Source organism: Streptomyces sp. NPDC002790 (genome assembly GCF_040295505.1).
Taxonomy (GTDB): domain Bacteria; phylum Actinomycetota; class Actinomycetes; order Streptomycetales; family Streptomycetaceae; genus Streptomyces.
This window is the reverse complement of the sequence record NZ_JBEOVM010000103.1, coordinates 1-22,796: the sequence shown is the minus strand read 5'-3', so window position 1 is coordinate 22,796 and position 22,796 is coordinate 1. Positions and strand designations below refer to the sequence as shown.

At 69.2% G+C, this 22,796-nt stretch carries 18 protein-coding genes, 1 tRNA gene and 2 pseudogenes; 9 read left to right on the top strand and 12 right to left on the bottom strand.

The genetic code is table 11. From position 1 onward, the window contains the following. The 7 genes and pseudogenes from ABT004_RS29855 to ABT004_RS29825 all read right to left on the bottom strand — a co-directional run. Positions 1 to 404 (bottom strand): annotated as a pseudogene (locus ABT004_RS29855) (hypothetical protein); the annotation flags it as partial. Between the two features lie 10 nt (positions 405 to 414). Next, positions 415 to 1,128, bottom strand: coding sequence for a hypothetical protein (locus ABT004_RS29850; RefSeq protein WP_351342861.1), 714 nt, complete (start codon positions 1,126 to 1,128; stop codon positions 415 to 417). Between the two features lie 41 nt (positions 1,129 to 1,169). Continuing rightward, complete coding sequence (locus ABT004_RS29845; protein WP_351342859.1) at positions 1,170 to 1,484, bottom strand: hypothetical protein; 315 nt, start codon at positions 1,482 to 1,484, stop codon at positions 1,170 to 1,172. 86 nt (positions 1,485 to 1,570) lie between these two features. Further along, a complete protein-coding gene (locus ABT004_RS29840) occupies positions 1,571 to 1,870 on the bottom strand; it encodes a WXG100 family type VII secretion target (protein ID WP_326015071.1) in 300 nt (99 codons plus the stop codon). Between the two features lie 500 nt (positions 1,871 to 2,370). After that, positions 2,371 to 2,847 carry a DIP1984 family protein gene (locus ABT004_RS29835; protein ID WP_351342857.1) on the bottom strand — a complete coding sequence of 159 codons (477 nt, stop codon included), beginning with the start codon at positions 2,845 to 2,847 and terminating at the stop codon, positions 2,371 to 2,373. A gap of 169 nt (positions 2,848 to 3,016) precedes the next feature. Further along, positions 3,017 to 3,211, bottom strand: a complete 195-nt coding sequence (locus tag ABT004_RS29830) for a DUF397 domain-containing protein (RefSeq protein ID WP_351342855.1) — start codon at positions 3,209 to 3,211, stop codon at positions 3,017 to 3,019. A gap of 200 nt (positions 3,212 to 3,411) precedes the next feature. After that, positions 3,412 to 3,484 (bottom strand) — tRNA-Arg (locus ABT004_RS29825). A gap of 331 nt (positions 3,485 to 3,815) precedes the next feature. Between ABT004_RS29825 and ABT004_RS29820 the strand changes: the two genes are divergently transcribed. The 5 genes from ABT004_RS29820 to ABT004_RS29800 all read left to right on the top strand — a co-directional run bounded on the left by ABT004_RS29820 (position 3,816) and on the right by ABT004_RS29800 (position 11,177). Next, complete coding sequence (locus ABT004_RS29820; protein ID WP_351342853.1) at positions 3,816 to 5,459, top strand: dynamin family protein; 1,644 nt, start codon at positions 3,816 to 3,818, stop codon at positions 5,457 to 5,459. A gap of 5 nt (positions 5,460 to 5,464) precedes the next feature. Beyond that, positions 5,465 to 7,516, top strand: coding sequence for a GTPase (locus ABT004_RS29815; RefSeq protein WP_351342863.1), 2,052 nt, complete (start codon positions 5,465 to 5,467; stop codon positions 7,514 to 7,516). 124 nt (positions 7,517 to 7,640) lie between these two features. After that, positions 7,641 to 8,330 carry a single-stranded DNA-binding protein gene (locus ABT004_RS29810; RefSeq protein WP_351342851.1) on the top strand — a complete coding sequence of 230 codons (690 nt, stop codon included), beginning with the start codon at positions 7,641 to 7,643 and terminating at the stop codon, positions 8,328 to 8,330. 401 nt (positions 8,331 to 8,731) lie between these two features. Next, on the top strand, positions 8,732 to 10,231 hold the full coding sequence (locus tag ABT004_RS29805) for a Cys-Gln thioester bond-forming surface protein (protein ID WP_351342849.1): 1,500 nt from the start codon (positions 8,732 to 8,734) through the stop codon (positions 10,229 to 10,231). Positions 10,232 to 10,349: 118 nt separating this feature from the next. Continuing rightward, a complete protein-coding gene (locus ABT004_RS29800) occupies positions 10,350 to 11,177 on the top strand; it encodes a cutinase family protein (RefSeq protein WP_351342847.1) in 828 nt (275 codons plus the stop codon). 50 nt (positions 11,178 to 11,227) lie between these two features. On the opposite strand, the gene ABT004_RS29795 is transcribed toward ABT004_RS29800, so the two are convergent. The 4 genes from ABT004_RS29795 to ABT004_RS29780 form a co-directional block, all read right to left on the bottom strand. Then, on the bottom strand, positions 11,228 to 14,293 hold the full coding sequence (locus ABT004_RS29795) for an AfsR/SARP family transcriptional regulator (RefSeq protein WP_351342845.1): 3,066 nt from the start codon (positions 14,291 to 14,293) through the stop codon (positions 11,228 to 11,230). A gap of 117 nt (positions 14,294 to 14,410) precedes the next feature. Beyond that, positions 14,411 to 16,450, bottom strand: a complete 2,040-nt coding sequence (locus ABT004_RS29790) for a hypothetical protein (protein ID WP_351342843.1) — start codon at positions 16,448 to 16,450, stop codon at positions 14,411 to 14,413. A gap of 53 nt (positions 16,451 to 16,503) precedes the next feature. Then, positions 16,504 to 17,745 carry an ATP-grasp domain-containing protein gene (locus ABT004_RS29785; protein ID WP_351342841.1) on the bottom strand — a complete coding sequence of 414 codons (1,242 nt, stop codon included), beginning with the start codon at positions 17,743 to 17,745 and terminating at the stop codon, positions 16,504 to 16,506. A gap of 985 nt (positions 17,746 to 18,730) precedes the next feature. Continuing rightward, complete coding sequence (locus tag ABT004_RS29780) at positions 18,731 to 19,045, bottom strand: hypothetical protein (RefSeq protein WP_351342839.1); 315 nt, start codon at positions 19,043 to 19,045, stop codon at positions 18,731 to 18,733. Positions 19,046 to 19,160: 115 nt separating this feature from the next. On the opposite strand from ABT004_RS29780, the pseudogene ABT004_RS29775 reads away from it, so the two are divergent. Further along, a pseudogene (locus tag ABT004_RS29775) lies at positions 19,161 to 19,326 on the top strand (GntR family transcriptional regulator); the annotation flags it as partial. A 30-nt stretch (positions 19,327 to 19,356) separates the two neighbouring features. On the opposite strand, the gene ABT004_RS29770 reads toward ABT004_RS29775, so the two are convergent. After that, the gene (locus ABT004_RS29770; protein WP_351342837.1) at positions 19,357 to 19,569 is read right to left on the bottom strand and encodes a hypothetical protein; all 213 of its coding nucleotides are present in this window, start codon (positions 19,567 to 19,569) and stop codon (positions 19,357 to 19,359) included. A 342-nt stretch (positions 19,570 to 19,911) separates the two neighbouring features. Here ABT004_RS29770 and ettA point away from each other — a divergent pair, with 342 nt between their 5' ends. The 3 genes from ettA to ABT004_RS29755 are packed head-to-tail and all read left to right on the top strand — an operon-like array spanning position 19,912 to position 22,687. Beyond that, complete coding sequence (gene ettA / locus ABT004_RS29765; RefSeq protein ID WP_351342835.1) at positions 19,912 to 21,576, top strand: energy-dependent translational throttle protein EttA; 1,665 nt, start codon at positions 19,912 to 19,914, stop codon at positions 21,574 to 21,576. After that, on the top strand, positions 21,576 to 22,007 hold the full coding sequence (locus tag ABT004_RS29760; RefSeq protein WP_351342833.1) for an acyl-CoA thioesterase: 432 nt from the start codon (positions 21,576 to 21,578) through the stop codon (positions 22,005 to 22,007). The genes ettA and ABT004_RS29760 overlap by 1 nt, the downstream gene beginning before the upstream one ends. Further along, positions 22,004 to 22,687, top strand: coding sequence for a DUF8010 domain-containing protein (locus ABT004_RS29755; RefSeq protein ID WP_351342831.1), 684 nt, complete (start codon positions 22,004 to 22,006; stop codon positions 22,685 to 22,687). Before ABT004_RS29760 ends, ABT004_RS29755 begins: the two co-directional genes overlap by 4 nt. Positions 22,688 to 22,796: the final 109 nt, after the last annotated feature.

Here is a 22,796-nt window from a genome sequence, read left to right as displayed (position 1 = left end):
AGGGTGCTGATGTCGGCGACGGCGGCCTTGACGACATTGGTGGCGGACTCAAGCCGCTCCTTTGCCTCGCGCCCCTTTTCCAGGGCCTGGTCGGCATTGCGCTGCTGATCACGCAGCGAATGCACATAAACATCCAGAGCGCCGGCGGCCTGGTCGTAGGAACTGTGCAGTTTCTGCACCTGGCTGGCCAGGTCGCCCAGCTTCTCCCGGAGTTTGTCCATCGTCTTGCCCTCGCCGGTCTGGTTGTTCTCCAGACCGGAGACGAGGGGCAGGGCGTCGCCCGCGTTGTCCGCTACGGAGCGGTACTGGCGGGCCAGGTCTCCGAGCATGTCCGCATCGCCGGGGGTCGGGTCGTCCGAAAACCCGAAAACGTCTTCCCAATCGGACACCGCTGGACGCGCCATGGCCGCGACCTCACTTTCCCTGTGCTGCGTCGGTCGTGTCGGCTGCGCTCGTGTCGGCCGGGTCTGCCGTGTCGGCCGGGTCGCCGAAACGGAGCGACTCCGCGATCGCGTCGAAGACCTCGTAGAACTGTTCCGTCAGATCCACGTTGGGCGTGGAGCTGGCGATCACCAGGTAGTCGTGGGTGTTGGGCACCTGGACGAGGGTGTGCCGTACCGCGGTGGGCACCCGCTTCCCGTGGTACTCGATGTCCTCGATACGGGAGATCCGCCCGGCCGCCCCGGCATGCGGGAGTTCCACCAACTCCACCTCGCCGACCGGCAGTCCACTGCCCTCCGCATCGGTGCCGAGCTGCACGCCGGCCGCCATGACGAGGTCCGCCAGATCCTCCGACTGCTCCTCCGGAACGGAGATCCGCAGCACCACCGTGGTGGCGCTGAGCACCAGCGGCCCGCTGCCCGCGCGCAGGATCCTGATCATCCCCGACGCCCGCAGCGCGCCCTTCGCATGCGCCTCGCGGGCGATGCGCCGCGTATCGCGGATCAGCCCGTCCACCCGCTCGCGGGTCAGCTGCGGGGCCTTCTCCACCTGCGCCTCGATACGGCGGCGGATCGACGCGTCCCGGGTGCTCGGGTCGAGGTCGAGCTGCCACCACGAGTCGGGGAACCTCAGGCTGTACTCCGCGGGCGGGGCCGCCTCCGGCCGCTCCGTGGTCGGTTCCGTCATGGCGCTGTTCCCTTCCGCGCGACGTGTGTCGTCACGTTTCGTCACGCGTCCTGCTTGTCTTCGTCGAGCGACTTGACCGTCTCGTCGTCCGTCTGCGTGAAGTTCTCGGCGATGGTGTCCGTGTTGTCGGAGAACTTCTTCACGTTGTCGTGAACGCGCTCGTGACCCGCCACCCACGCCTTGTCGAACTCGTCGAGGGCGTCCGCGAGCTTGCTGTCGCCGGCCACGCTCTTGAAGTCCCCCGAGCCACCGGCGGCGTGGTAGAGCGTCGCGGAGTTCCCGATCAGGTCCCCGATGTTCTGGAGCTCCTTGACGGTGTCCTTCAGATCCTGCACGGGAACACTGATGCGCCCCATCGGCGTCTCCTGTCCTCTCCTCTTCCTGTGCCAGCCGCCCGGCCCCGCCCTCACAGGGAGGGCGGGGCCGGGCGATGCGGGGTGCTTCAGCCGATGGAGCCGGCGGTCTGGTCGTCGGTGTCGACGAACGCGTCGGCGACCTGCTGGATGAACTCGCTGACACCCTGCAGACCCTCGATGGCCTTCTCGGTGCCGTTCTTGTACTCCTCCCAGTACGGGCGGAACTTGCTCTCCGAGCCGGGCGTCGCGTAGGCCGCCTCGACCATCTCGTCCATCTTGGTGTTGGCCTCGTGCAGGCTCTGCTGCATGAGTTCCTTCTGGTTCTGCAGCCAGGTGGACGCTTCGCGCATCTCGTCGGGGCTGATCTTGATGTTGCCGCCGGCCATCTCGGTTCCTTCTCTCGTCTCGATTCGCCCGCGGTCCTAGATCCGCGCACACCGGGGTCTACGGGGCACCCAGCCAGGCGGTTCATGGCTGTTGCGGAACAGTGACGAAAGGGCCCGGCTCCGAGGCGGCGGCGCCCACTGGGAACTGTGACGCGGAACTACGAATACGTCGTAGTCCTGAGTCACAGTCCTGGGTCACAGTCCAACGGCCGACGTGTGGAGGCGCGGCCGACGCGCGCTCTCACGAGCCTGCGGTGATGCGTTGTGATGTGGAGAGCCCCGAGCCCACCCTCACCGTCTCGGATCTGCACGTGGTGATGTGCTGTGCGCGGTGCACTGTCACCTGTACGCGGTGCTGAGCTGCACTGTTTCGTGGGGAATCGAACCCCCGCGTTGCTCTTCACGCGCCAGGAGTGGGCCGGGAATCCGCCGCCCCTCGGTGTGTGCACGCCTCCGACACGGCTACCTGCTCCACATCGACATGACCTCCATGGACTGGCCTATCCCAGCTCCAGCAGATCAACCTCCCAGTTCGCGCGCTGAATACGCACGTCGATCTCACGGATCTCGCGCGCGAGAACATCGGCCTGCGCACGCAGTTCGCCGACCGACAGCGCGGACAGCATCACCAGCTCGGAACGCAGCTGCCGACCGTAACCCCGCGTACCCGAACCGGCGGCTGCGTCCGCCGCCGCAGTGATCACTGAATGACGCAGCCGGAGCACGTCCCGGCGTGCGAGCGCGTCGGTGAGGGTGCCGTCCTCACCGACCCGCACTGCGGCATTGGTGCGGTTGATCCGCCGGATCAGCAGCTCCAGACGGTCCAGCACCTCGCCGACCTCGGCCAGCAGCCGCGGCGCGTCCTCCGCGGGCGTCTCGCCTTCCTGATAACGCGCACTGTCGACGACACGCGACCGCAACTGCTCGACCCGCCGCGTCGCATCCGCACGCTCTGCCAGCGCCTCAGCCAGCTTCATCCACTCCACCCCCGCTCGTAGTTGGCCCGACCGACACTACGGACGCACACTCTGCGAAACCACGGAATAACCGGCTCGCGGCTTGCGGCTTGCGGCTCACGGCCCGACGGCAGAGGCGCTCAACGAGTGCCTGGGTCCAGGGGGAGTCGCACAGCCCCGACATCGGCCGCTATGCACCTTCGACGAAGTGGTCGAACTCTCCGGCCCGCACGCCGAGCGTGAAGGCGTTCCACTTCTCCTGCGTGGTGGTGACGACGGTGCCAGGCGCGGAGGTCTCACGCAGGTACACCAAGTCGCCGTAGCCGAAGGCGATTTCGACCCAGGACCCGGGGCCCGGGGCAGGTGGCGTCGTCGGCGGCGACATGGACGCATGAATCGCCCTCTTGGGCCCGGCGCGGTTACCCCGGGGCGGGACCGGATGACGCGGCGCGAGCCCCGTCCGGGCGCGGGCGCCGAGCCGGTGTCACGATTCCGGCCGCGCTCGCTGCCGATCAGGGTGGGTGGGCCCGCCACATGGTCATGCCGTCACCCGGCGACGAACCCATCGACCGGCGAGGTCTTGAGCGCCCCCGGCAGGACTCGAACCTGCGGCCAAGCGCTTAGAAGGCGCCTGCTCTATCCACTGAGCTACGGGGGCCGGTGTGTGGCCGGTGGCTTGGTCGGGGATGTGGGGTGATCCGTGACCTTGCCGGGACAAGGATAGGGCTCCCGGGTCCCTGTCCTTGCTGCTTCGCCTCCGCGGCACGATGTGGAGGTTCAGTGAAGCGGTCCCGATAATCGCAGGTGGGTACGAATCCTGCAGCGCTTTTGGCTTCATACGCCTCGGGTGTTGTGCACTCGTTATGCCTGCGTCCCCAGTCGCCCCTTCCGTCCCGCTGTGTGCTTCCTGTGCCCTATCGCGTAACTTATCGGCGCGCAGGCGTGGTCATATGCTTCATAAAGCGGCCAAAATTGGGCATTCTTCACGTGTGGTGACCTTGGACGTTCGGCCTCAGCTGCTCGACGCACTTACCGCGCTGCGCGACCGTGTCGCCGCCGCGCGCTTTCCGCTCCCGCTCGCGGGGGCGCCACGCGCGCGTGCCAACCGCGGCGAGCTGCTCGCACAACTCGACGACTATGTGGTGCCCCGCCTGCGGGCTCCCGAAGCGCCACTGCTCGCCGTCGTGGGCGGCTCCACGGGCGCCGGGAAGTCGACACTCGTGAACTCGCTCGTGGGGCGTGTCGTGAGCGAGGCCGGGGTACTGCGGCCGACCACACGTACTCCCGTGCTTGTGTGCCATCCGGATGACCACCACTGGTTCTCCGGGGTGCGGGTGCTGCCCGACCTCACGCGCGTGTGGATGCCCAAACAGGCCGATGGCGGGCTGGAGGGGGAGGGCGAGGAAGAGGATGACCTCGAGCCTGTTCCCGACGTGGAGGAGCGGGTGCTGCGCGTGGAGACCTCGGGGGTGCTGCCGCGCGGGCTGGCGTTGCTCGATGCCCCCGACATCGACTCGCTCGTCGCCGAGAACCGGGTACTCGCCGCACGGCTGATCAGCGCCGCCGACGTATGGGTCATGGTCACCACCGCCTCCCGGTACGCCGACGCCGTGCCGTGGCGGCTGCTGCGTACCGCCAAGGAGTACGACGCGTCGCTCGTCACCGTGCTCGACCGGGTGCCCCACCAGGTCGTCTCCGAGGTCTCCCGGCAGTACGGCGCGCTGCTCGCCAAGGCCGGGCTCGGCGAGGTGCCCCGGTTCACCGTGCCGGAGCTGCCCGAGTCGACGGGGAACGGCGGGCTGCTGCCCGCGACCGCCGTCGCCCCGCTCCGTGCCTGGCTGACCCACCGGGCCCAGGACCCGGAGGCGCGGGCCCGCGCCGTGGCCCGGACCGCCCGCGGCACGCTCGACTCGCTGCGCGCCCGGATGCCCGAACTGGCCGCGGCCGTCGCCGCCCAGCACTCCGCCATGATCCGGCTCACCTCCGCCGTCGAGGACGCGTACGAGAACGAGCACGCACGCGTACTCGAGCGTTTGCAGGAGGGCGGTGTGCTTTCGGGGAACGCCCGGAAGCACTGGCGCAGTTACCCGGCGGACTGCGCGGCCGGTGAGCTGCTCGGTGCTCTGGTGGAGAATCTCGGCTCCCTGTTGGCGTGTGCGGTGACCGCGGCCGACGAGCGGGTCGACGAGGCCTGGCGCCGTGAACCCGGCGCGCGCGCCCCCGAACTACGTAGGCGGGATTCCGAGTCCGAGACCGCCGAACAGCGGATCGGCCTTGTCGTACGACGTTGGCGGCGAGTGCTCGAGGAGTACGCCGAGGACGAGGTACGGGCCGCCGCCCAGACCATGGACGGCTCGCCGCCCGACGCCGAGGCCGTCGCGGCGCTCGTCGCCACCGGGCTGCTCGGCGGCCGTCGGGGCAAGGCCGCGGGCGAGAACCTCGCCGAGCGGATCGGTGCCCAGGGCGCCCTGCGGCTGCGTGATCGCGGCGGGCAGCTCCTGAGCGAGTACCTGGACACCGTGCTCGGCGCGGAACGCGAGCGTCGGCTCGCGCCGCTCGACGCGCTCGACATCACCCCCGAATCCCAGGCCGAGTTGATCGCGGCCCTTTCGCTGCTGCAGAAGGAGAGGTGAGGGCGCTGACCGCCGTCACGGATCAGACCGATTCCGATCCCGATTCCGATTCCGACCCCGGTTCCGATTCCGATCCCGACTTCAGGGGTCCTGGCGATCCCGTCGATTCCGTCAGCTCTGTCGATCACGACTGTTCCGTCGACGACTCCGATCTGACGGATCTCGCGGACAACCTTGGGGACACGTCAGGGGCAGGGGCAGAGGGCGATGCCGTAGCTGCCGGGGGTACGGGGGTTCCCGAAGGGCGTACGGAGTCCAGCCCCTGGGATGACGGTCTCATCGCGCGGCGCGTCGCCAAGCAGGGCGGCGAGGTGGCGGTGCCGGCCGGATCGGGGACGTACGACGGGCAGTTGAAGCAGCGGCTCGACGCGCTGCGGGAGCTCGTCGGGCTCTCGCGCACCCGGCTCAACGGGGCGGCCCTCGCCGAGGCCGGGCAGGTGCTCGACGAGGCCGCGGCCCGGCGGAGGCTGTCGTCCCGGCACACCGTCGTCGCCATCGCGGGGGCCACAGGGAGCGGCAAGTCGACGCTGTTCAACGCCCTCGCGGGCGTGCCGCTTTCGGAGACCGGTCTACGTAGGCCCACCACTTCGGCGCCGATCGCGTGCAGTTGGACGGACGGGGCCGCCGGGCTGCTCGACCGGCTCGGGATCCCCGGGCGGGCGCGGCGGCGTCCCGCGCAGCAAGGGCAGCAAGGGCAGCAAGGGCAGCAGGGGCAGAACGGCTCGCAGGGAGAGGCGGCGCTGGACGGGCTGGTCCTCATCGACCTGCCCGATCACGACTCCGCCGCGCTCGAACACCGCGACCAGGTCGACCGGGTGCTCGGCCTCGTGGATGCCGTGGTGTGGGTCGTCGACCCCGAGAAGTACGCCGACGCGATGCTCCACGAGCGCTATCTGCGGCCCATGGCGGGGCACGCGGAGGTGATGTTCGTTGTGCTCAACCAGGTGGACCGGCTGCCCGGTGACGCCGTCGAGCAGGTCCTGGACGATCTGCGCCGGCTGCTCGACGAGGACGGCATCGCGCTCGGCGAGCACGGTGAGCCAGGTGCCACGGTGCTCCCGATCTCCGCCCTCACCGGTGAGGGCGTGGACGACCTGCGCGACTGCCTCGATCAGGTCACCACCGAACGCCGGGCCGCCACGCGCCGGATCGGTGCCGACGTCGATGCCGCCGCCGACCATCTGAAGCAGATGTACGCGACAGGGCGGCACAGCGGGCTGAGTGAGGAGGCCCGAGAGGAGTTCGCGGACCGGCTCGCCGAGGCCGTCGGCGCCGCCGCCGCGGGTCAGGCGGCCGGGCGGGAGTGGAGCCGGGGCGCCAACCGGGCCTGCGGAACCCCGTGGCTCAGGCTCTGGCGCTGGTACGAGGACCGGCGCGCGGTCGGCTCGACCGGCACGGTCCCCGTGGTCCCCGCCGACGACGAGGTCACGGCCAGGCAGCGCGTCGAGCACGCGGTGCGGGTGGTCGGCGACGCCGCTGCGAACGGGCTGCCCGCCGCATGGGGACAGGCCGTGCGGGAGGCCGCGACGCGGGGCGGCGAGGGGCTGCCCGAGGCGCTCGACGAGCTGGCGTCCGAGGGTGTGTCCGATGGCGTGCCTGGTGTTGTGTCTGGTGCCGTGTCAGGTGTCGTGTGCGGTGCTGCGTCCGGGTATGCGAAGCCGGAGCTTGGGGCCGGGCGGCCGCCGCGGCCCGGCTGGTGGCCGGTCGCGGTGTTCGCGCAGGTAGCCATGACGCTGCTGCAAGTTCTGGGTGTGCTGTGGCTGTTGGGGCAGGTCGTCGGGGTCTTCTCCACGAATCTGGGCGTGCCCCTGTTGCTGGTGCTGGCGGGGCTCGTGGGCGGGCCGTGCGTGGAGTGGTCCTGCCGTATGGCGGCGAAGGGGCCGGCGCGCCGGTACGGGCAGGAGGCCGAGCGACGGCTCAGGGACGCGGCGGCGGCCTGTGGCAGGGCGCGGGTGCTGGATCCCGTCGCGGCGGAGCTGCTGCGGTACCGGGAGGTGCGGGAGCAGTACGTACGGGTGGCCGGGGGAGTGACCGGGATTTCCACAACCCGCGGGTAGGACACAGGCGTCGGCGGGGATCGCGGCGCGGGGGCAATCTGTGATCGCGGCTCGGGAAGGGCTCGGGCCGCGCACGGACGTCCTGGCCGATGGGGCCGGGCGGGGGGCACGGGAGGGGTTCCGGATGAGCAGCGAGACGATGGTGACCGTGGTGGGGAACGTGGCGACGACACCGGTGTTCCGGGAGTTGCCGACGGGGCCGGTCGCCCGGTTCCGGCTCGCGGCGCACACGCGCCGCTTCGACCGGGTGCAGAACGTGTGGGTGGACGGGCACACCAATTTCTTCACGGTCTGGGCCTGGCGCGCGCTGGGGACGAATGTGCAGAGCTCCCTGGCGCTCGGTGAACCGGTCATGGTGCAGGGCAAGTTGAAGGTGCGGGACGAGGAGCGGGGCGGGCAGCACTGGACGTCGGCGGACATCGAGGCGGTCGCGATCGGGCACGACCTGTCGCGCGGGACCTCCGCGTTCCGGCGGGTGCAACAGCTCCGTGCGGAGGGCGCGGCGCGGGGTGATTCCTCGCGGGCCGATTCTCCGTGGGGCGCTTCTCCGCAGGGCGATTCTCCATGGGACGTTACGAAGCCGGGCGCGGCCAAGCCGGGCGCGGCGAAGCCGGATGGCGCGAGGGCGGATGGCGTCAGGCCGGGCGGGGTGGGCGCGTGGCCTGACGTCGACCCCGGCAAGGCGGCGGGACGGCAGCCGGCCGAGGCTGAGCCCGACTTGGCGGGGCCGGGGCCGGAGCCGGAGCCGGAGCGGGAACCGGCCGAGCTCGCCTCGGCCGTGCCCGAAGTGGCCGAGCCGCAGCCGGTTGGGTGACCGGTGGCGTAACCGGTGGCGTAACCGTGGTCGAGTCGCTGGCCGTCGGCTCCCGCACGCGGGGCGATTTGTCGATATGCCCAGCTCGGAAACGGTGTTGGCGATAACGATTGCGATTCGGATCGGTTGCCGGAAGGCGGCTTCGGGGATCCCCGAAGATCATTTCCCTAGGATGCCGAGCGTGACTCCTGGGCTCGTCGGGACCTCTGCGCATCAGGTGCAGCGACGGGTCAGGGGAGCAAGGGCCAGCCGAATCACTGTGGTTGGCGTTGATTCTGCCGGCGGGACACCACCCCCCATGTGACCATCCGTCCCGCCTGAAGGGGAATTTCGTGTTTTCTGTGTGCTCACGGACCGTTCGGCGTGGACGAGGCGCAGCCCGTCTCGCCGCGGCGGCCCTGATGTCGGGACTCATGGCGACAGGGGCGATATCCGGCGCGGGCGTCGCGCAAGCCGACGACGGCGCCACGGAGCAGAGAGGTGCGAGCGCCACTCTGACCGGCCTGGAGACGTACGACGCGGCCGTGATCCACGAGGCCGGGAAGGACGAGAAGGTGTCGGCGGGCCTGTTCCGGATGGCCGTCGATGACGGCGGGTCGCTCCAGACGTACTGCGTCGACGTCCACAACCCGACGCAGCCGGACGCCAAGTACCAAGAGACCGCATGGGCCGGCACGTCGCTGCACGACAACGCGAACGCGGGACGCATCCGCTGGATCCTGCAGAACTCGTACCCGCAGGTCAACGATCTCGCCGCGCTCGCCCGCAAGGCGCACGCGGGGAGCCTCACCGAGCAGGAGGCCGCGGCCGGAACCCAGGTCGCGATCTGGCGCTACTCCGACAAGGCCGATGTGGACGCGGTCAGCCCCGCCGCGGAGAAGCTCGCCGACTATCTGCAGCGCAGCGCGCGTGACCTCGCGGAGCCGCGGGCCTCGCTGACCCTGACCCCGCAGGCCGTCTCCGTGCGGCAGAGCGACGAGTCATCCGCCGATCGTGTGGATACGGATACGGGTGCGGATGCGGATGGCCAGGGGGACCCGGACGCGGATGCGGAAGGCGGGGACAGGGTCGGCCCGGTCACCGTGCACACGAACGCCGACAGCGTCACCGTGCTGCCGCCCGCCGAGGCCGCCGCGAGCGGGGTGCGGCTCGTCGACGAGAAGGGCAAGCCCGTCACCACCGCGAAGGACGGCAGCCGGCTCTACTTCGACGTACCCAAGGGGGCAAAGGCGGGGTCGGCGGAGCTGACCGTTCAGGCGTCGACGACGGTTCCGGTCGGCCGGGCCTTCGCCTCCGACACCAGAAGCCAGACGCAGATCCTCGCGGGCTCCAGCGAGTCCACGGTCTCCGCGACCGCGACGGCGACCTGGGCGAGCGCGGGCGCCGTGCCCGCGTTGTCCGCGCGGGAGAACTGTGAGAAGGGCGGCGTCGACATCACGGCCGCCAACAGCGGGGACGCGCCGTACACGTTCACGCTCATGGGCACCCGGTACACGATCCCGGCCGGGAAGACGCGGACGGTGACGATACCGCTGCAGGAGGACCAGGCGTACGACTTCACGATCAAGGGGCCGCACGGCTTCGAGAAGCGAATACGGGGCGTGCTCGACTGCGCGACGACCTCGGCTGTGGGTTCCACGGCGGGCGGTGGTCTGCGGACGCAGGCGACGACACAGCCGAGCCCCGCCTCCGTCGGTGGTACGGGCTCCGGCAGCGACACGGACCTGGCCGAGACGGGCAGTTCGAACGCGACGCCGATCATCGCGGGCATCGCGGTGCTGCTGGTCCTGGTCGGCGGGGCGTCGATCGTCCTGGGCCGCAAGAAGAAGTCGCCCGGCGACAGCTCCGGCAGCGACTCCGACCAAGGCTCCGACCACGGCTCCGATCACGCCTCCGAATAGGCGCCCTGCCCCCGTGCCACCTGCGCTGTCATCCACATGTCAACGGGATGTGATCACCGGTGCCTAGCGTCAAGTGTGTTGGTTGACCGGCACGTTCACGACGTAAGGGGGATCGCACATGTCGACAAAGCGCATGTCGAGGAAGAGCAGGGCGGCGGGGGCGGTTCGCGCCGTTGCCGTGGCGGCGGTGCTGACCGCGGGTAGCGCCGTCGCGTTCGCGCCGGCCGCGCACGCGGACGGAGCGGAGCACTACTACATCGAGATCGGCGGCACCGGCCCCACGGAGAACAAGGACGGCTGCCCCAACACCAACTCCTCGTACGACGCCGCGAACAACGCGTTCGGCCTCGGCGCCTCCGCGATCAAGGTGTGCTACCCGGCCTCCGCCGGCCCGATCATCGGCCCCTCCGGCTCGCTCATCGAGCCTTCCGGGAAGGTCAACCCCGAGGCACTCACCTCGCCCACCTACGACGCCAGCGTGCAACTGGGCATCGAGAGAGGGCTGAAGGCCGCGCAGGACACCCACAACGCGCACCCCGACGCCCAGCTCACGATCACCGGCTACTCGCAGGGCGCCCAGGCGGCGGACGTGGTGCTCCAGCAGATCGCGAAGGGCGACACGGGTATTCCGAAGTCGCAGGTCGACGGCATGCTCTACGCCGACCCGATGCAGCCCGACACCGGTTTCGGGGCCAAGGTGCCCAAGGGGCTCGGCATCCCCGGCATCGCCACCGCGCCCGGTGCGGGGCCGGTGAACTTCGACGGGGTCCCGGTCAAGCGGTTCTGCATCGTCGGGGACCCGGTGTGCGACTTGAGGTCCGTCACCAACGCGCCCGGGTACTTCACCTTGCACGACAAGTACCCGGCGGTCGCCATCCCCAAGAGCCTCAACCAGACGGGCCAGGACGGCGTCCAGTGGCTCAACCAGAACGGCGACCCGGTGTAGGACTGCCGGGCCGCTACGGGGGAGCAGGACGGGGGAGGTGGTCCGGCCGGTTACCGCCCGGCCGGACCATTCCCGCCCCGTCCCTGTCCTTCTCCGCCTACCCGTCCCGTTCCCGGTCTTCGGTCGGCGAGGTCGCCGCGGTCGCCGAGGTCGTCCAGGACGCGGGAGATCCGCGCCCGGTTGGACTCGGTGTCGGGGAGGGCGGTGCCGCGTTCGAAGAAGTCGCGGGACCCGGACAGGCCGTCCGCCACGGCCTCGTGCCAGAGCAGCCGGTGGCGTAACGCGATCTCCGGGGCGGTGTCGGTCGCCTCGTCCAGGACGGTGCGTGCCCGGCGCCGGAGATCGGCGGCCGCCGCCGGGTTGCCCAGGTCCGCCTCGGCCGTGGACAGCCTGTCGAGGGCGGCGGCGTACAGGGGAACATCGCCGAGACGCCGGGCCAGGCTCTCCGCCTTCCCGAGGGAGCCGACGGCCTCGGCGGGCCGCCCGAGGTCGAGTTGGAGACCGCCGAGGCGGAGCAGGGTCTTGCCGAGGAGTCGGGGGCTGCCCGCCTTCTCGGCCAGGGCGATCGCCTTCAGATAGCGGTCGTACGCCTTGTCGTGCTCGCCGAGTTGGTGGTGCATGTCGCCGGCCCGCGTCATGATCGAGCCGGTCAGCCAGTCGTCGTGCGTCAACTCGCCCGCCAGGCGCAGGACTTCGGCGAAGTGTTCCATGGACTCGGCGATCCGGCCCTCCAGATTGGCGAAGGTCCCGAGGCCGGCGTAGGCGCGGGCCTGTTCATGGTGGTCGTCGGCGCGGCGGCTGATGTCCAGCGCTTCGGTGAACCAGGCACGGGCCTCGCCGTATCGGCCCTGGACACCGTACGTAATGCCGAAGCCGATGCGCAGCGCGCTGTCCATCCGCCGGTCGGTGGCCTGTTCGAGCAGCGGGAGCAGCATCTCCAGCGCGGTGCGGCACTCGTGGAACCGGCCCTGCCTGGTGAGGTAGTCGACCAGGCCCTCGGCGATCCAGCAGGCCTCGTCCACCCGACCGGCGGCCACCGCCTGAGCGACGACGTCGACCAGTTCGCCGCCCGCCTCGTCCAGCCAGGCCGTGGCCTCTTCCCAGCCCGTGAAGGGGCCGGTGCCCTGGGGGCCCGTCGGGGTGGACGAGGTTCCCCAGTCGCTGGCGCAGCGGGCGGCGGCGACGTACAGCCGGAACACCCGCTCCCGCGCCGCCGAGGCCTCGGCGGGCGATCCGGCGGCGACGCGGCGGGCGTAGACGGCCACCAGGTCGTGCAGGCGATAGCGGTCGACGGTCACCCGCTGCGCCAGGCTCGCGTCGGCCAGGTTCTCCAGGGCGCGCTCGGCGTCGGGCGGCGGCCGGTCGAGAAGGGCGGCCAGCGTCAGCCGGTCGAGACGCACGGTGGGCGAGAGGCCAAGGACGCGGAAGGCGCGCTGCTCGGAGTCCGGAAGCTGCGCGTAGGAGACTCCGAACGCGGCTTCTACGCTGCGGTCCTCGACCGCGAGTTCGTCGAGGCGCCGCTCGTCGTCGGTCAACCGGGCCGCCAGCGCCTCCACCGCCCAGGGCGGACGGTCCTGGATCCGCGCCCCGACGATCCGCAACGCGAGCGGAAGCCGCCCGCACAAGGTGGCCAACTCCCGTACAGCGACGCGCTCGCGGCCGACGCTGGTGCCATCCCCCGCCTCCTTCTCCGTCCCGTCCTCGCGGCCCACGATGCGGGTCAGCAGGTCGGTCGCCTCGTCGATGCCGAGAGGGGACAGCGAGACCCTGCGGTCCACGTCGAGGCCGGTGAGCCGCCGACGGCTCGTCACCAGCACCAGGGAGCCGGTCCCCGCGGGAAGCAGCGGGCGCACCTGTTCGGCGCGGGCGGCGTCGTCGAGTACGAGGAGCAGCTGGAGGGAGGCCGTGGCCGCCCGCCATGACGCGGCCAGCTCGTCCAGGTCCTCGGAGTCCTGCCCCTCGCCGGCCCCCACGGCTCGTAATAATCGGCGCAGAACGCGTTGCCGCCCCACCGTCGCGCGGTCCTCGCGGTGTCCGTGCAGCTCTACGAAGAGGCAGCCGTCGGGGTACCGGTGGCGCAGGGCCCGTGCCGCGCGTACGACCAGGGAGGTCTTCCCGACGCCTGCCATGCCGTCGACCGCCCGGACGGTGATCTCCCGGTCGTCGGCGGGCGCGACGAGCAGCTGATGCTGGCGCTCACGGCCGGTGAAGTTGCTGGTGTCGACGGGCAGTTCATAGCGCGCGCGGTGCTTGCGGGGGGAGTCGTCGGGACGCCGCGGAGACACGGTCGACCGTCCCCGTACCGCTGCCGCCACCGCGACTCCGGCCTCCTCGCCACGGAGCACCGCCGCGTGCACCTGTCGAAGTTCGGCGCCCGGCTCCACGCCCTGCTCGTCGACCAGGCGGCGGCGCACGGTCGCGTACACGTCCAGCGCGTCGGCCTGCCGGTTGGCGGCGTGCAGGGCGCGCATGAGCAGGGTGGCCAGCGCCTCGTTGTAGGGGTGGGCCGTCGTCAGGGAGAACAGTTCGGCCAGGGCGTCGGTGTGCCGCCCGGAACGGAGCTGGCAGTCGGCCTTCTCCTGCACGGCCAAGAGCCGCTGCTCCGCCAGCCGCAGCCGCTCCCCTTCGGCGAAGGGCCCCGGTATCCCGGACAGCGGCTCCCCGTGGAACAGCTCCAACGCGCGCGACCACGCGTCCACGGCGGCGCCCAGGTCTCCGGAGGCTTGCGCCGCACGCCCTTCGGCGGCGGTCTCCTCCCACCGCGCCACGTCCACGGACGTACTGCCCGGGACGAAGCGGTACCCGCCACGTACGGTCTCGATCACCGAACCAGCAGAACCAGCGGCGTCCAAGCGGCGCCGTAACCGATGCACGTACACCGGGATCACCCTGTTGCCCGTGCCGGGCGGCTCCGTCCCCCACACGCCGTCGAGCAGCTGCTGCCGGCTGACGGTCCTGCCCGGCCGGAGCAGCAGGGCGACGAGCAGGGCCTGTTCACGTACCGGCCCGAGCTCGAGACCGTTGTCGCCCCGCCAGGCCTGGAGGGGGCCGAGCAAAGAGAAGCGAAGTTGCTGGGTCGGGTCCGGGGCCGTGGGCAACTCGCTCGGAATCGGCACGCGGCGAGCGTACCCACGCCCTCCCCACCCTTCACCCGCCTCGCACCGACCCCCACAAGACCTGCCCCCGCCGCGTACGACGGAGACACACGACGATCTACGCAACGGGTACCGGGCTCACAAGCTGGGCGGCCCCTCCTGGGCCTGCAACATCCCCGCCGGCAGCCGGTCGTCGCCCCAACTGCGCTCGATGTAGCCGATGATCCCCGCGACGTCCTCGGCGGGCACCCGCTCCGGTTCGCCGTGTTCGAGCGGGTCGGCGTGGAAGATGTAGAGCCGTGAGGCGAACTGGTCGAACGGCAGTGAGGCCTCGCCGAACCGCTCGCCGTTGCCCGCGGTGGAGACGACGACGCCGTCGCCCCAGTCCTGGCCGCTGTCGTTGTTCGGGTTGAAGAAGTACACCCGCATGACGTCCTGCGGGTCCGGCGCGACCCGCAGGATCGTGATCGCGTGCCAGCCGACGTAGCGGGCAGCGCTGTCGGTGACGGCGACACCGGCCGGCTGCGGATGGATCAGCGGCTGCTCCCCGTTGTAGAACGGGTGGTAGCCGGCGTGAAACGCCCGCAGGAACTCGTCGAGGTCGACCAGGTTCCCGGTCGCGACATCTACGTTGATGTGGAACCCGCGAGGCGTCCACCAGCCGTGGAACTCGGGGTTGACCCACCGGTGCGGATCCCCGGGCCGGTCGACGCAGCGCCTCCCCATCTCGGCGTAGATCCGGTCCAAGTGGGGCACCACGACCAGCGATACGGGGTCCAGGTCCATCGGCAGCGTGGTCGCCACTCCGGCCCCGCTGTCCTTCGACGAGATCGGCTGTCCTTCGAAGTGCATGAGCACCTCGTCGTCGCGGGCGGCCCAGACCACCATTTGCAGCAGGTAGTCCGGGTCGTTGTACGACCACATCGACAGCGCGCGGGCCGACTGGCAGGTGGGGTTGTCGCCCTGGCCGACGCCGAGCGGCTGGCCCAGCATCGAGAGCACCCCCGCGACGAGTCGCTCCCGCGGCCCCACTTCCTCGTCGCCCTCGCCGAAGACCGCGGTCAGCCGCTCCCGCGCGGCCGGGGCGAGTTCGAGTGACAGCTGGCGCCACAGTGCGGGCACGATCGGCGGCTCGTAGAGGATGCCGCGGTCGAGCAGCAGCGCGAGACCGTAGATGCACTGCGCGGTCTGCGGGTGCACGGCCACCTCGACCAGCCGGTGCACCAACTGGCTGTAGCGCAACAGGCAGTTGCGGCCGGTGTCGGAGAGGCCGAGCGCCTCACCGACGAGGTAGTCGCTCTCCTGAAGCAGGAACCGGAGCAGCTCCGCGTGGTACTGCGACACCAGGCCGGTGTCGTGCATCGCCCGCGCGAACCCCGCCGCCTCGTACTGCAGGCCGCCGGCGTCCATCGCCTCGAGGCGGGAGCGGAAGACCTCCATGCCCGGGTCGTCCCGGCACGCCTCGGTGGTCCCGAACAGGCTCGTGATGAGCCGGTCGATGCCCTGCCCCGAGGACACGCCGAGAGCGACGTCCGGGTCATTGCGGTAGACCGCGATCCGGGTGATCAGCGCCTGCACCGCCTCGACCTGGATCGGACGCTGGCGCAGGATCCGCCAGATCTCGTCGACCAGGTTGTCCAGGACGCTGTCGTAACCGATCTCGTCGGCGAGGTGCCGGAACAGGTCCCGGATGAGCTGTGCGGTCCGGCCCTGTTGGGCGCGTTCCGCCTCGCTGGGCGCGCTGAACAGCAGCTCCAGGTTGGCCGCCAGGACCTGGGAGAGGAACTGCCGGGCGTCATCGGCGGGCAGCGTCGGGTGCGCGAAGTCACCGCGGGCGACGGCGAGCATCCGCAGCTCGCTGGTCGCCTCGATCACCACGGTGTCCGTGTCCCCGCTGAGCAGACCTGCGCTGACCAGCGACGGGATGAGGATCTCCGGTGACGCCCAGTCCGTCCCCTGGAAGAGCCCGGCCTCCTCGAGGGCCTGCGCCCTGGCCTGGACGGCCGCGGCGCCACCCGGCTGCGTGAGCACCCGCCGCAGGGCTTCCAGGAGCCGCCGCAGCTTCGTGTGCTTGCCGAAGTCACGGGTTTCGGCCATGGCCTGGATGGCGTCGTCGAGTGCGGTCACGCGCTTGTCCAGCGTCGTGGCCTCACCGTTGACGTCGACGGTCGGTTTCAAAGGGATTCCCTCGGGTTGGCCTCCTGCGTCCATGAGTTCTCAGACGTGAGTTCTCAGACGTAGAAGTCGAGCTCTTCCTGCTTTTTCAACAATTCGCGCATTCGGTACGGGTCGTCACCGAAGAAGTACACCAGGCCCCAATGGGTGCCGAACGCGGTCCTCTTGGTGACGGTCTCCTCGAGCGGTGTCGAGAGGTCGTGCGACTCGTAGTAGTCGTCGTCCTCGGTCTCCTCCGGGATCTCCAGCTCGCTGACGACGCGGCGGCGCGGGTAGACACCGAAGCAGCCGGCGACGCCGGACGCGTCGACGACCTCGCGCGGGAAGAAGGCGTCGATCTCCTCCTCGGTCGTCTTCGGGTCGAACGCCAGCACCAGCGCATGGTAGGCGTTGAACCCGTATGCCCGTTCCAGCAACTCGAACACCTTGAAGCCCGGCGGCCGGTAGGCGACTTCGCCGAAGTGCATCTCGCCGTCGCTGGTGACGAAGTACTCCGGGTGCACGAAGCCGAACTCGATGTCGAACGTCTTGATGAGCTTCTCGATCTGCGCCGTGATCTGCGGGCGGTACTTCTCCAGTTCCGGGGTCGCGGGCACGAACACCGAATAGCCGAGCGTGACGTACTCGGAGATGTTGAGGAACTTGATTTTCCCGTTGTGCACCCACGCCTCGACCGCGAACTCCCAGCCGTCGAGGTGGGATTCCATGAGGACGGGGAACTCCTCGTCCGGAATCGTGTCGACCTCGTCCGGGGTGCGGATGACGCGGTGCCCGAGGCAGCCGGCCTTGTCGAACGCCTTGAGGTGGATCGGGTCGTTCGGGTCCCCGTCCAGCTTGAGCAGCGTCTGGTTGACGCGCTTGAGGAAGCGGATCACGTCGTCCCGGTCGTGGGCCTCCTCGAAGATCCCGACGCGGATGCCGCCGAGTTGCGCGCGGCGCTTCATCAGCGCCTTGTCGCGCAGCAGCATGGCCTGTCCGTACAGCCTCGGATTGCCCAGGAGGACGGAATTGATCGCCCCCGCCCATTCGACGGTCTCCTCATACAGCGGGATCGCGACGTCGACGCCCTCGTTCTGAAGGGTCTCGGCGATCTCCATGGAGCGGTCGTTGAGCCGCTCGAAATTCCACGGTACGTAGGGGATGTCGTGCTCGACGCAGTACTCCTCGGCCCACTCCGGGGCCACGACGACGTATCTCCGATCGAATCGGTCCAGGGCTTCCACCGCGTTGAGACTCCAGCCAAGTAGCGCTACGTAGCCCTTGTCCGGGTTCCTGGTGGCTGTTTCGCCCTGTGTCATAGGCCGTTTCTCCTTCGGCGCGATGCGCTCATCGACGACGTGCCACGCACGCCCTGCCCGGCGGTCTGCCGCGCATGCACCTCCTGCCCGAGGCCGGTCTGGTCATTCCCTCCCGGGGGCACCTGGTGCCCCCGGACCCGGCAGGGAGGTGACCGAACGGTGTCAATAGCCTTACAAGCCCGGCGGGTTACCGGCTTCGCCGCCCCTCGCGCTCATGCCTTCGGACCGCGCTACGGGTGCTCCACCTGGACACCAGGGGTCACGCCCGCTCCACATACGTGTGGGTCGATGGCGGGCGGGATGGAAGCTGGAGTTGCGTGGGTGATCGCGATTATGGGCAAAGGGGGCGGTCGAGTTCATGCAGGAAACGCAACTTCGAAAAGAATGAGCCATCTTCGGGCGACCTCCGCCCATCCGTAAATGGCCAGGTGGTGGCGTGTTCCATAATACCTAGCCCCTGTTCTCCCCACCCCCGTTCGGGCCGCATTTCCTGCTTCTAGGGTGGCCGAAACTTGTGCCACAACAAAGGAGAGCCCGTCCGAGACGCTGTCGTTTGGAGGTATGGCGCCACGGACGGGCTTCAAGACATCCGGAAAGGACATCTCTGTGAGTCTGCCTCTCGACCGGGGGGTACCTGTCAAACCTGCGATTTGGGCCGTGGGTGACGATCGTGATCGTTCTCGTGGTAATTGCCTGGGAGCCTACGGCGAAGGTGATCGGCGCCTATGCCGATGTTGCTGCTCTTGCGACCCTGTGCGGGAGTTGCGGTACAGCAGCGAGGTACGGCAACCGCAGCACCGATGGCATTCCGTAGCCGCCGTGTGGGTCGTCTACACAACCGATATGGCCTGTACTGGCCGATCCGCATAGAGCTACGGATCACAAGGGTAACGACGGGAGGAAAGTGATCGGGTCGTACGGCAGACGCCTTCCTTCCGCGTCGACCCGGCGCTCTACTTCTGCCGGGACGGCAACACCGTGGGCGTCACCGGCCGGACTTCCAATCGGTGTCGAGGATGGCTGCGTGTACAGCGGCGACAATCATCGTGATGGCCAAGACGCCACCCACCCAGTTCTTTGGGTTGCCGAACACTGACGCCAGGACGGCCGAGCCGTAAATGAGCGCTGCATAGACGATCGGAACGATCATGCTGACGACGCGCTTCTTGGCCGCGATGAAGAACAACGGCGGCGCTAAGAGGCCGGCCGACAGTACAACCACGACGACCCAGATCACCTTGTGCCATATGTTCGCGTACATGCGAGCTCGGATGGGTGCGTTGACGTACGAGTCGCTCATGGTCCCCCCTTGCTTAACCTGACAGTCAGTGTGACGCAGCTCACTCCCGAACGCGAGTGTCTCGCAACGGTCTTCAAGGCCAGTCGCTCGTCACCGTCTCGTTTCCCGTCTCGTCCAGGTCACCGCCGATGAGGCGTCGATGTTGGGTATCCAGAAGAGCGCGCTCGTGACGCACATCCGGCGCACGTACTACAGCGACCAGTCGGCCCGTGGAGACTGCCGACATCGTCGTGCCCGCCGCCCTCTGCGAGATCGTCTACGAGATTCCCATCGGCCGATAGCGCTGCCAGGGCGTCGAACGGCTGGGCACGTCAGACCTGCGGATGCGTCGAGGTCCACCAGGCGGTGAGGCGGGCGGCCACGTCATCCGCATCATCCGCACCGTGGGGTTCGGGTAGGCCGGAGTGACCCGTCAGCTCGTCGTGCAGGAAGTCCCTCAGTTCTGCCCGGCCAGCCCCGCGCCGCAGTCGAGTCAGGAGTGGCGTCGGCATGTAGTCGTACTCGTCCTGGACGAGCTCGGCCACCCCGATCGGGTCCCATTCGTTGAGGAGGTCTCGGAGGTCGTCCCGTGCGTCCGCTGGTGCCGTGGCGCAAGGGTGGCATGCCGCCAAGTGATCAGCCGGTGACGGGTTCTGGGTCGTCCCTGGGCCGTGCGAGGTTGGTCGACGGCGACAATCGGCGACCGACAGTGACAGCTCCGCTACGACCGGCCCCGTAGAACGCCCAGTTCAGGGCCACAGGGCGATACGGGTTTCCCCCGGCCGGTGGCCATCAGGCAAGATGGGGTGTATCTGCCCTCACGCGGTGGAGCCGCAGTATGCGGGGCCTTTACTGCTACACACACTTCGACTGCCGGACGGTTTCTCTTGGCTGAGTTCATCTACTCCATGCGCAAGGCGCGCAAGGCGCACGGCGACAAGGTGATCCTCGACGATGTCACCCTGGACTTCCTGCCCGGAGCGAAGATCGGCGTTGTCGGTCCGAACGGTGCCGGTAAGTCGACCGTCCTGAAGATCATGGCGGGGATCGAGCAGGCGTCGAACGGTGACGCCGTGCTCATGCCCGGTTACAGCGTCAACATCCTGATGCAGGAGCCGAAGCTCGACGAGTCCAAGACCGTTCTGGAGAACGTGCAGGACGGCGCCGCCGAGGTCATGGGCAAGCTCAAGCGCTTCAACGAGGTCGCCGAGCTCATGGCGACGGACTACAGCGACGAGCTCATGGACGAGATGGGCAAGCTCCAGGAGGACCTCGACCACGCCGACGCGTGGGACCTCGACGGTCAGCTGGAGCAGGCCATGGACGCTCTCGGGTGCCCGCCCGGGGACTGGCCCGTCAACAACCTGTCCGGTGGTGAGAAGCGCCGCGTCGCGCTCTGCAAGCTGCTCATCGAGGCGCCCGACCTGCTGCTCCTCGACGAGCCCACCAACCACCTCGACGCCGAGTCCGTGAACTGGCTGGAGCAGCACCTCGCCCAGTACAAGGGCACTGTCGTGGCCATTACTCACGACCGGTACTTCCTGGACAACGTCGCCGAGTGGATTCTTGAGCTCGACCGCGGCCGCGCGATCCCTTACGAGGGCAACTACTCCACGTACCTGCAGAAGAAGTCCGAGCGCCTCAAGGTCGAGGGCAAGAAGGACGAGAAGCGGCAGAAGCGGCTCAAGGAAGAGCTGGAGTGGGTGCGGTCCAACGCCAAGGGGCGGCAGACCAAGTCGAAGTCGCGTCTCGCCCGCTACGAGGAGATGGCGGCCGAGGCCGACAAGATGCGGAAGCTGGACTTCGAGGAGATCCAGATTCCGCCGGGCCCGCGCCTGGGCAGCATGGTCGTCGAGGTCGAGCACCTGGGTAAGGCGTTCGGGGACAAGGTTCTGATCGATGACCTGAGCTTCACGTTGCCGCGTAACGGCATCGTCGGTGTCATCGGCCCGAACGGTGCCGGTAAGACCACCCTGTTCAAGATGTTGCAGGGCTTCGAGACGCCGGACTCCGGTTCCATCAAGGTCGGCGACACCGTCAAGATCTCGTACGTCGACCAGAACCGCGCCAACATCGACCCGAAGAAGACCCTTTGGGCCGTGGTGAGCGATGAGCTCGACTACATCAATGTCGGGCAGGTTGAGATGCCCTCGCGGGCGTACGTCAGCGCCTTCGGGTTCAAGGGGCCTGACCAGCAGAAGCCCGCCGGCGTGCTCTCCGGCGGTGAGCGCAACCGTCTGAACCTCGCGCTCACCCTCAAGCAGGGCGGCAACCTGCTGCTCCTTGACGAGCCGACGAACGACCTTGATGTGGAGACCCTCAGCAGCCTTGAGAATGCGCTGCTCGAGTTCCCGGGGTGCGCTGTGGTCGTCTCTCACGACCGGTGGTTCCTCGACCGGGTCGCCACGCACATCCTCGCGTACGAGGGTGAGTCCAAGTGGTTCTGGTTCGAGGGCAACTTCGAGTCCTACGAGAAGAACAAGATCGAGCGGCTCGGTGCCGACGCGGCCCGTCCGCACCGCGCCACCTACAAGAAGCTGACCCGCGGCTGATGGCTCGCCACGTATACGCCTGCCCCCTGCGTTGGGCCGACATGGATGCCTACGGGCATGTCAATAACGTGGTTTTCCTTCGGTATCTGGAGGAAGCGCGGATTGATTTCCTGTTCCGGCCCGACAAGGACTTCCAGCAGGGGTCCGTCGTGGCGCGCCATGAGATCGACTACAAGCGGCAGTTGGTGCACCGGCACCGGCCCGTGGACATCGAGCTGTGGGTGAGTGAGATAAAGGCGGCTTCGTTCACGCTCTCTTATGAAGTGAAGGACGAGGACGTCGTGTACGTGCGTGCCTCCACGGTCGTCGTGCCGTTCGACTTCGAGGCGCAGCGGCCGCGTCGGATCACCGGCGAGGAGCGGGAGTTCCTCGAGGAGTACCGGGACGACGACGCGGGGCGTACGGATCGTGCGGAGGCGCTCGTCGCATGAGCGCGTCCGTGCTGCATTTCGCCGACGCGGGGGAGGTGGCGGATCTCGCCGCCTTCCTCGGCCGGCTGTTGCACTACGACAAGGCGGCCGCCGTGCGGCTGCGGGCGCAGGCCGGTGGGCAGGCGCTCGCGGTGTTCGGGCGGCCGCCTTCGTTCGAGGTGCTGGCCGTGCGGACGGCGCGGCTGCTCAAGCCGTACGAGAACGGGATCGAGGACACGCTCGATGTGACCGTGTCCGCGGGGGAGTTGCTCGACTCGCTCGACGAGGGGACGGCTACGGCCACGGTTCCCGCCGCGGTCACCGGGCCGCCGTGGGCCGGGGTGTTGCCGCCGCTCGGTGGGTGGGAGCGGGTGGACGGGTTCCCGGATGCGGATGCGTTGCGTGGGCTTGTGAAGGCGGCGGTGGCTGAATTCCGGGCGCGGGTTGAGGAGTTGGCGCCGGAGGAGCGGACCCGCGGGGAGCTTGACCGGATCGGTGGTGAGGTCTGGGCGCGGGAGATCGGGGGGAGTGGGGCGCCGGTGCGGATGGTGCATGCGGCGGCGTCTCTTGGGTTTTTGCGGGGGGCGGAGGTTGACCTGGTGGTTGCCGGGGCGTGGGTGCGGTTGCGTACCGCGTACGGGTCGGTGGCTGTGCGGAGGGCGTCCGCCGTGCTGGGTGGGCTCTCCGTCAGCCCCGTGTGAGCGGGAGCCCAGACGGGGTTGCGGTCGCGGGGCTCTGCCCCGGACCCCGCGCCTCAATCGCCGGCGGGGCTTGAAAAGCCTGCTCAATCGCCGCAGGGGCTTGAAGTGG

Coding starts and splice junctions, on each gene's coding strand:
- ABT004_RS29850 (WP_351342861.1), bottom strand. CDS start 1,128: ATGACGGAACCGACCACGGAGCGGCCGGAGGCGGCCCCGCCCGCGGAG.
- ABT004_RS29845 (WP_351342859.1), bottom strand. CDS start 1,484: ATGGGGCGCATCAGTGTTCCCGTGCAGGATCTGAAGGACACCGTCAAG.
- ABT004_RS29840 (WP_326015071.1), bottom strand. CDS start 1,870: ATGGCCGGCGGCAACATCAAGATCAGCCCCGACGAGATGCGCGAAGCG.
- ABT004_RS29835 (WP_351342857.1), bottom strand. CDS start 2,847: ATGAAGCTGGCTGAGGCGCTGGCAGAGCGTGCGGATGCGACGCGGCGG.
- ABT004_RS29830 (WP_351342855.1), bottom strand. CDS start 3,211: ATGTCGCCGCCGACGACGCCACCTGCCCCGGGCCCCGGGTCCTGGGTC.
- ABT004_RS29810 (WP_351342851.1), top strand. CDS start 7,641: ATGAGCAGCGAGACGATGGTGACCGTGGTGGGGAACGTGGCGACGACA.
- ABT004_RS29805 (WP_351342849.1), top strand. CDS start 8,732: ATGTCGGGACTCATGGCGACAGGGGCGATATCCGGCGCGGGCGTCGCG.
- ABT004_RS29800 (WP_351342847.1), top strand. CDS start 10,350: ATGTCGACAAAGCGCATGTCGAGGAAGAGCAGGGCGGCGGGGGCGGTT.
- ABT004_RS29785 (WP_351342841.1), bottom strand. CDS start 17,745: ATGACACAGGGCGAAACAGCCACCAGGAACCCGGACAAGGGCTACGTA.
- ABT004_RS29780 (WP_351342839.1), bottom strand. CDS start 19,045: ATGAGCGACTCGTACGTCAACGCACCCATCCGAGCTCGCATGTACGCG.
- ABT004_RS29760 (WP_351342833.1), top strand. CDS start 21,576: ATGGCTCGCCACGTATACGCCTGCCCCCTGCGTTGGGCCGACATGGAT.
- ABT004_RS29755 (WP_351342831.1), top strand. CDS start 22,004: ATGAGCGCGTCCGTGCTGCATTTCGCCGACGCGGGGGAGGTGGCGGAT.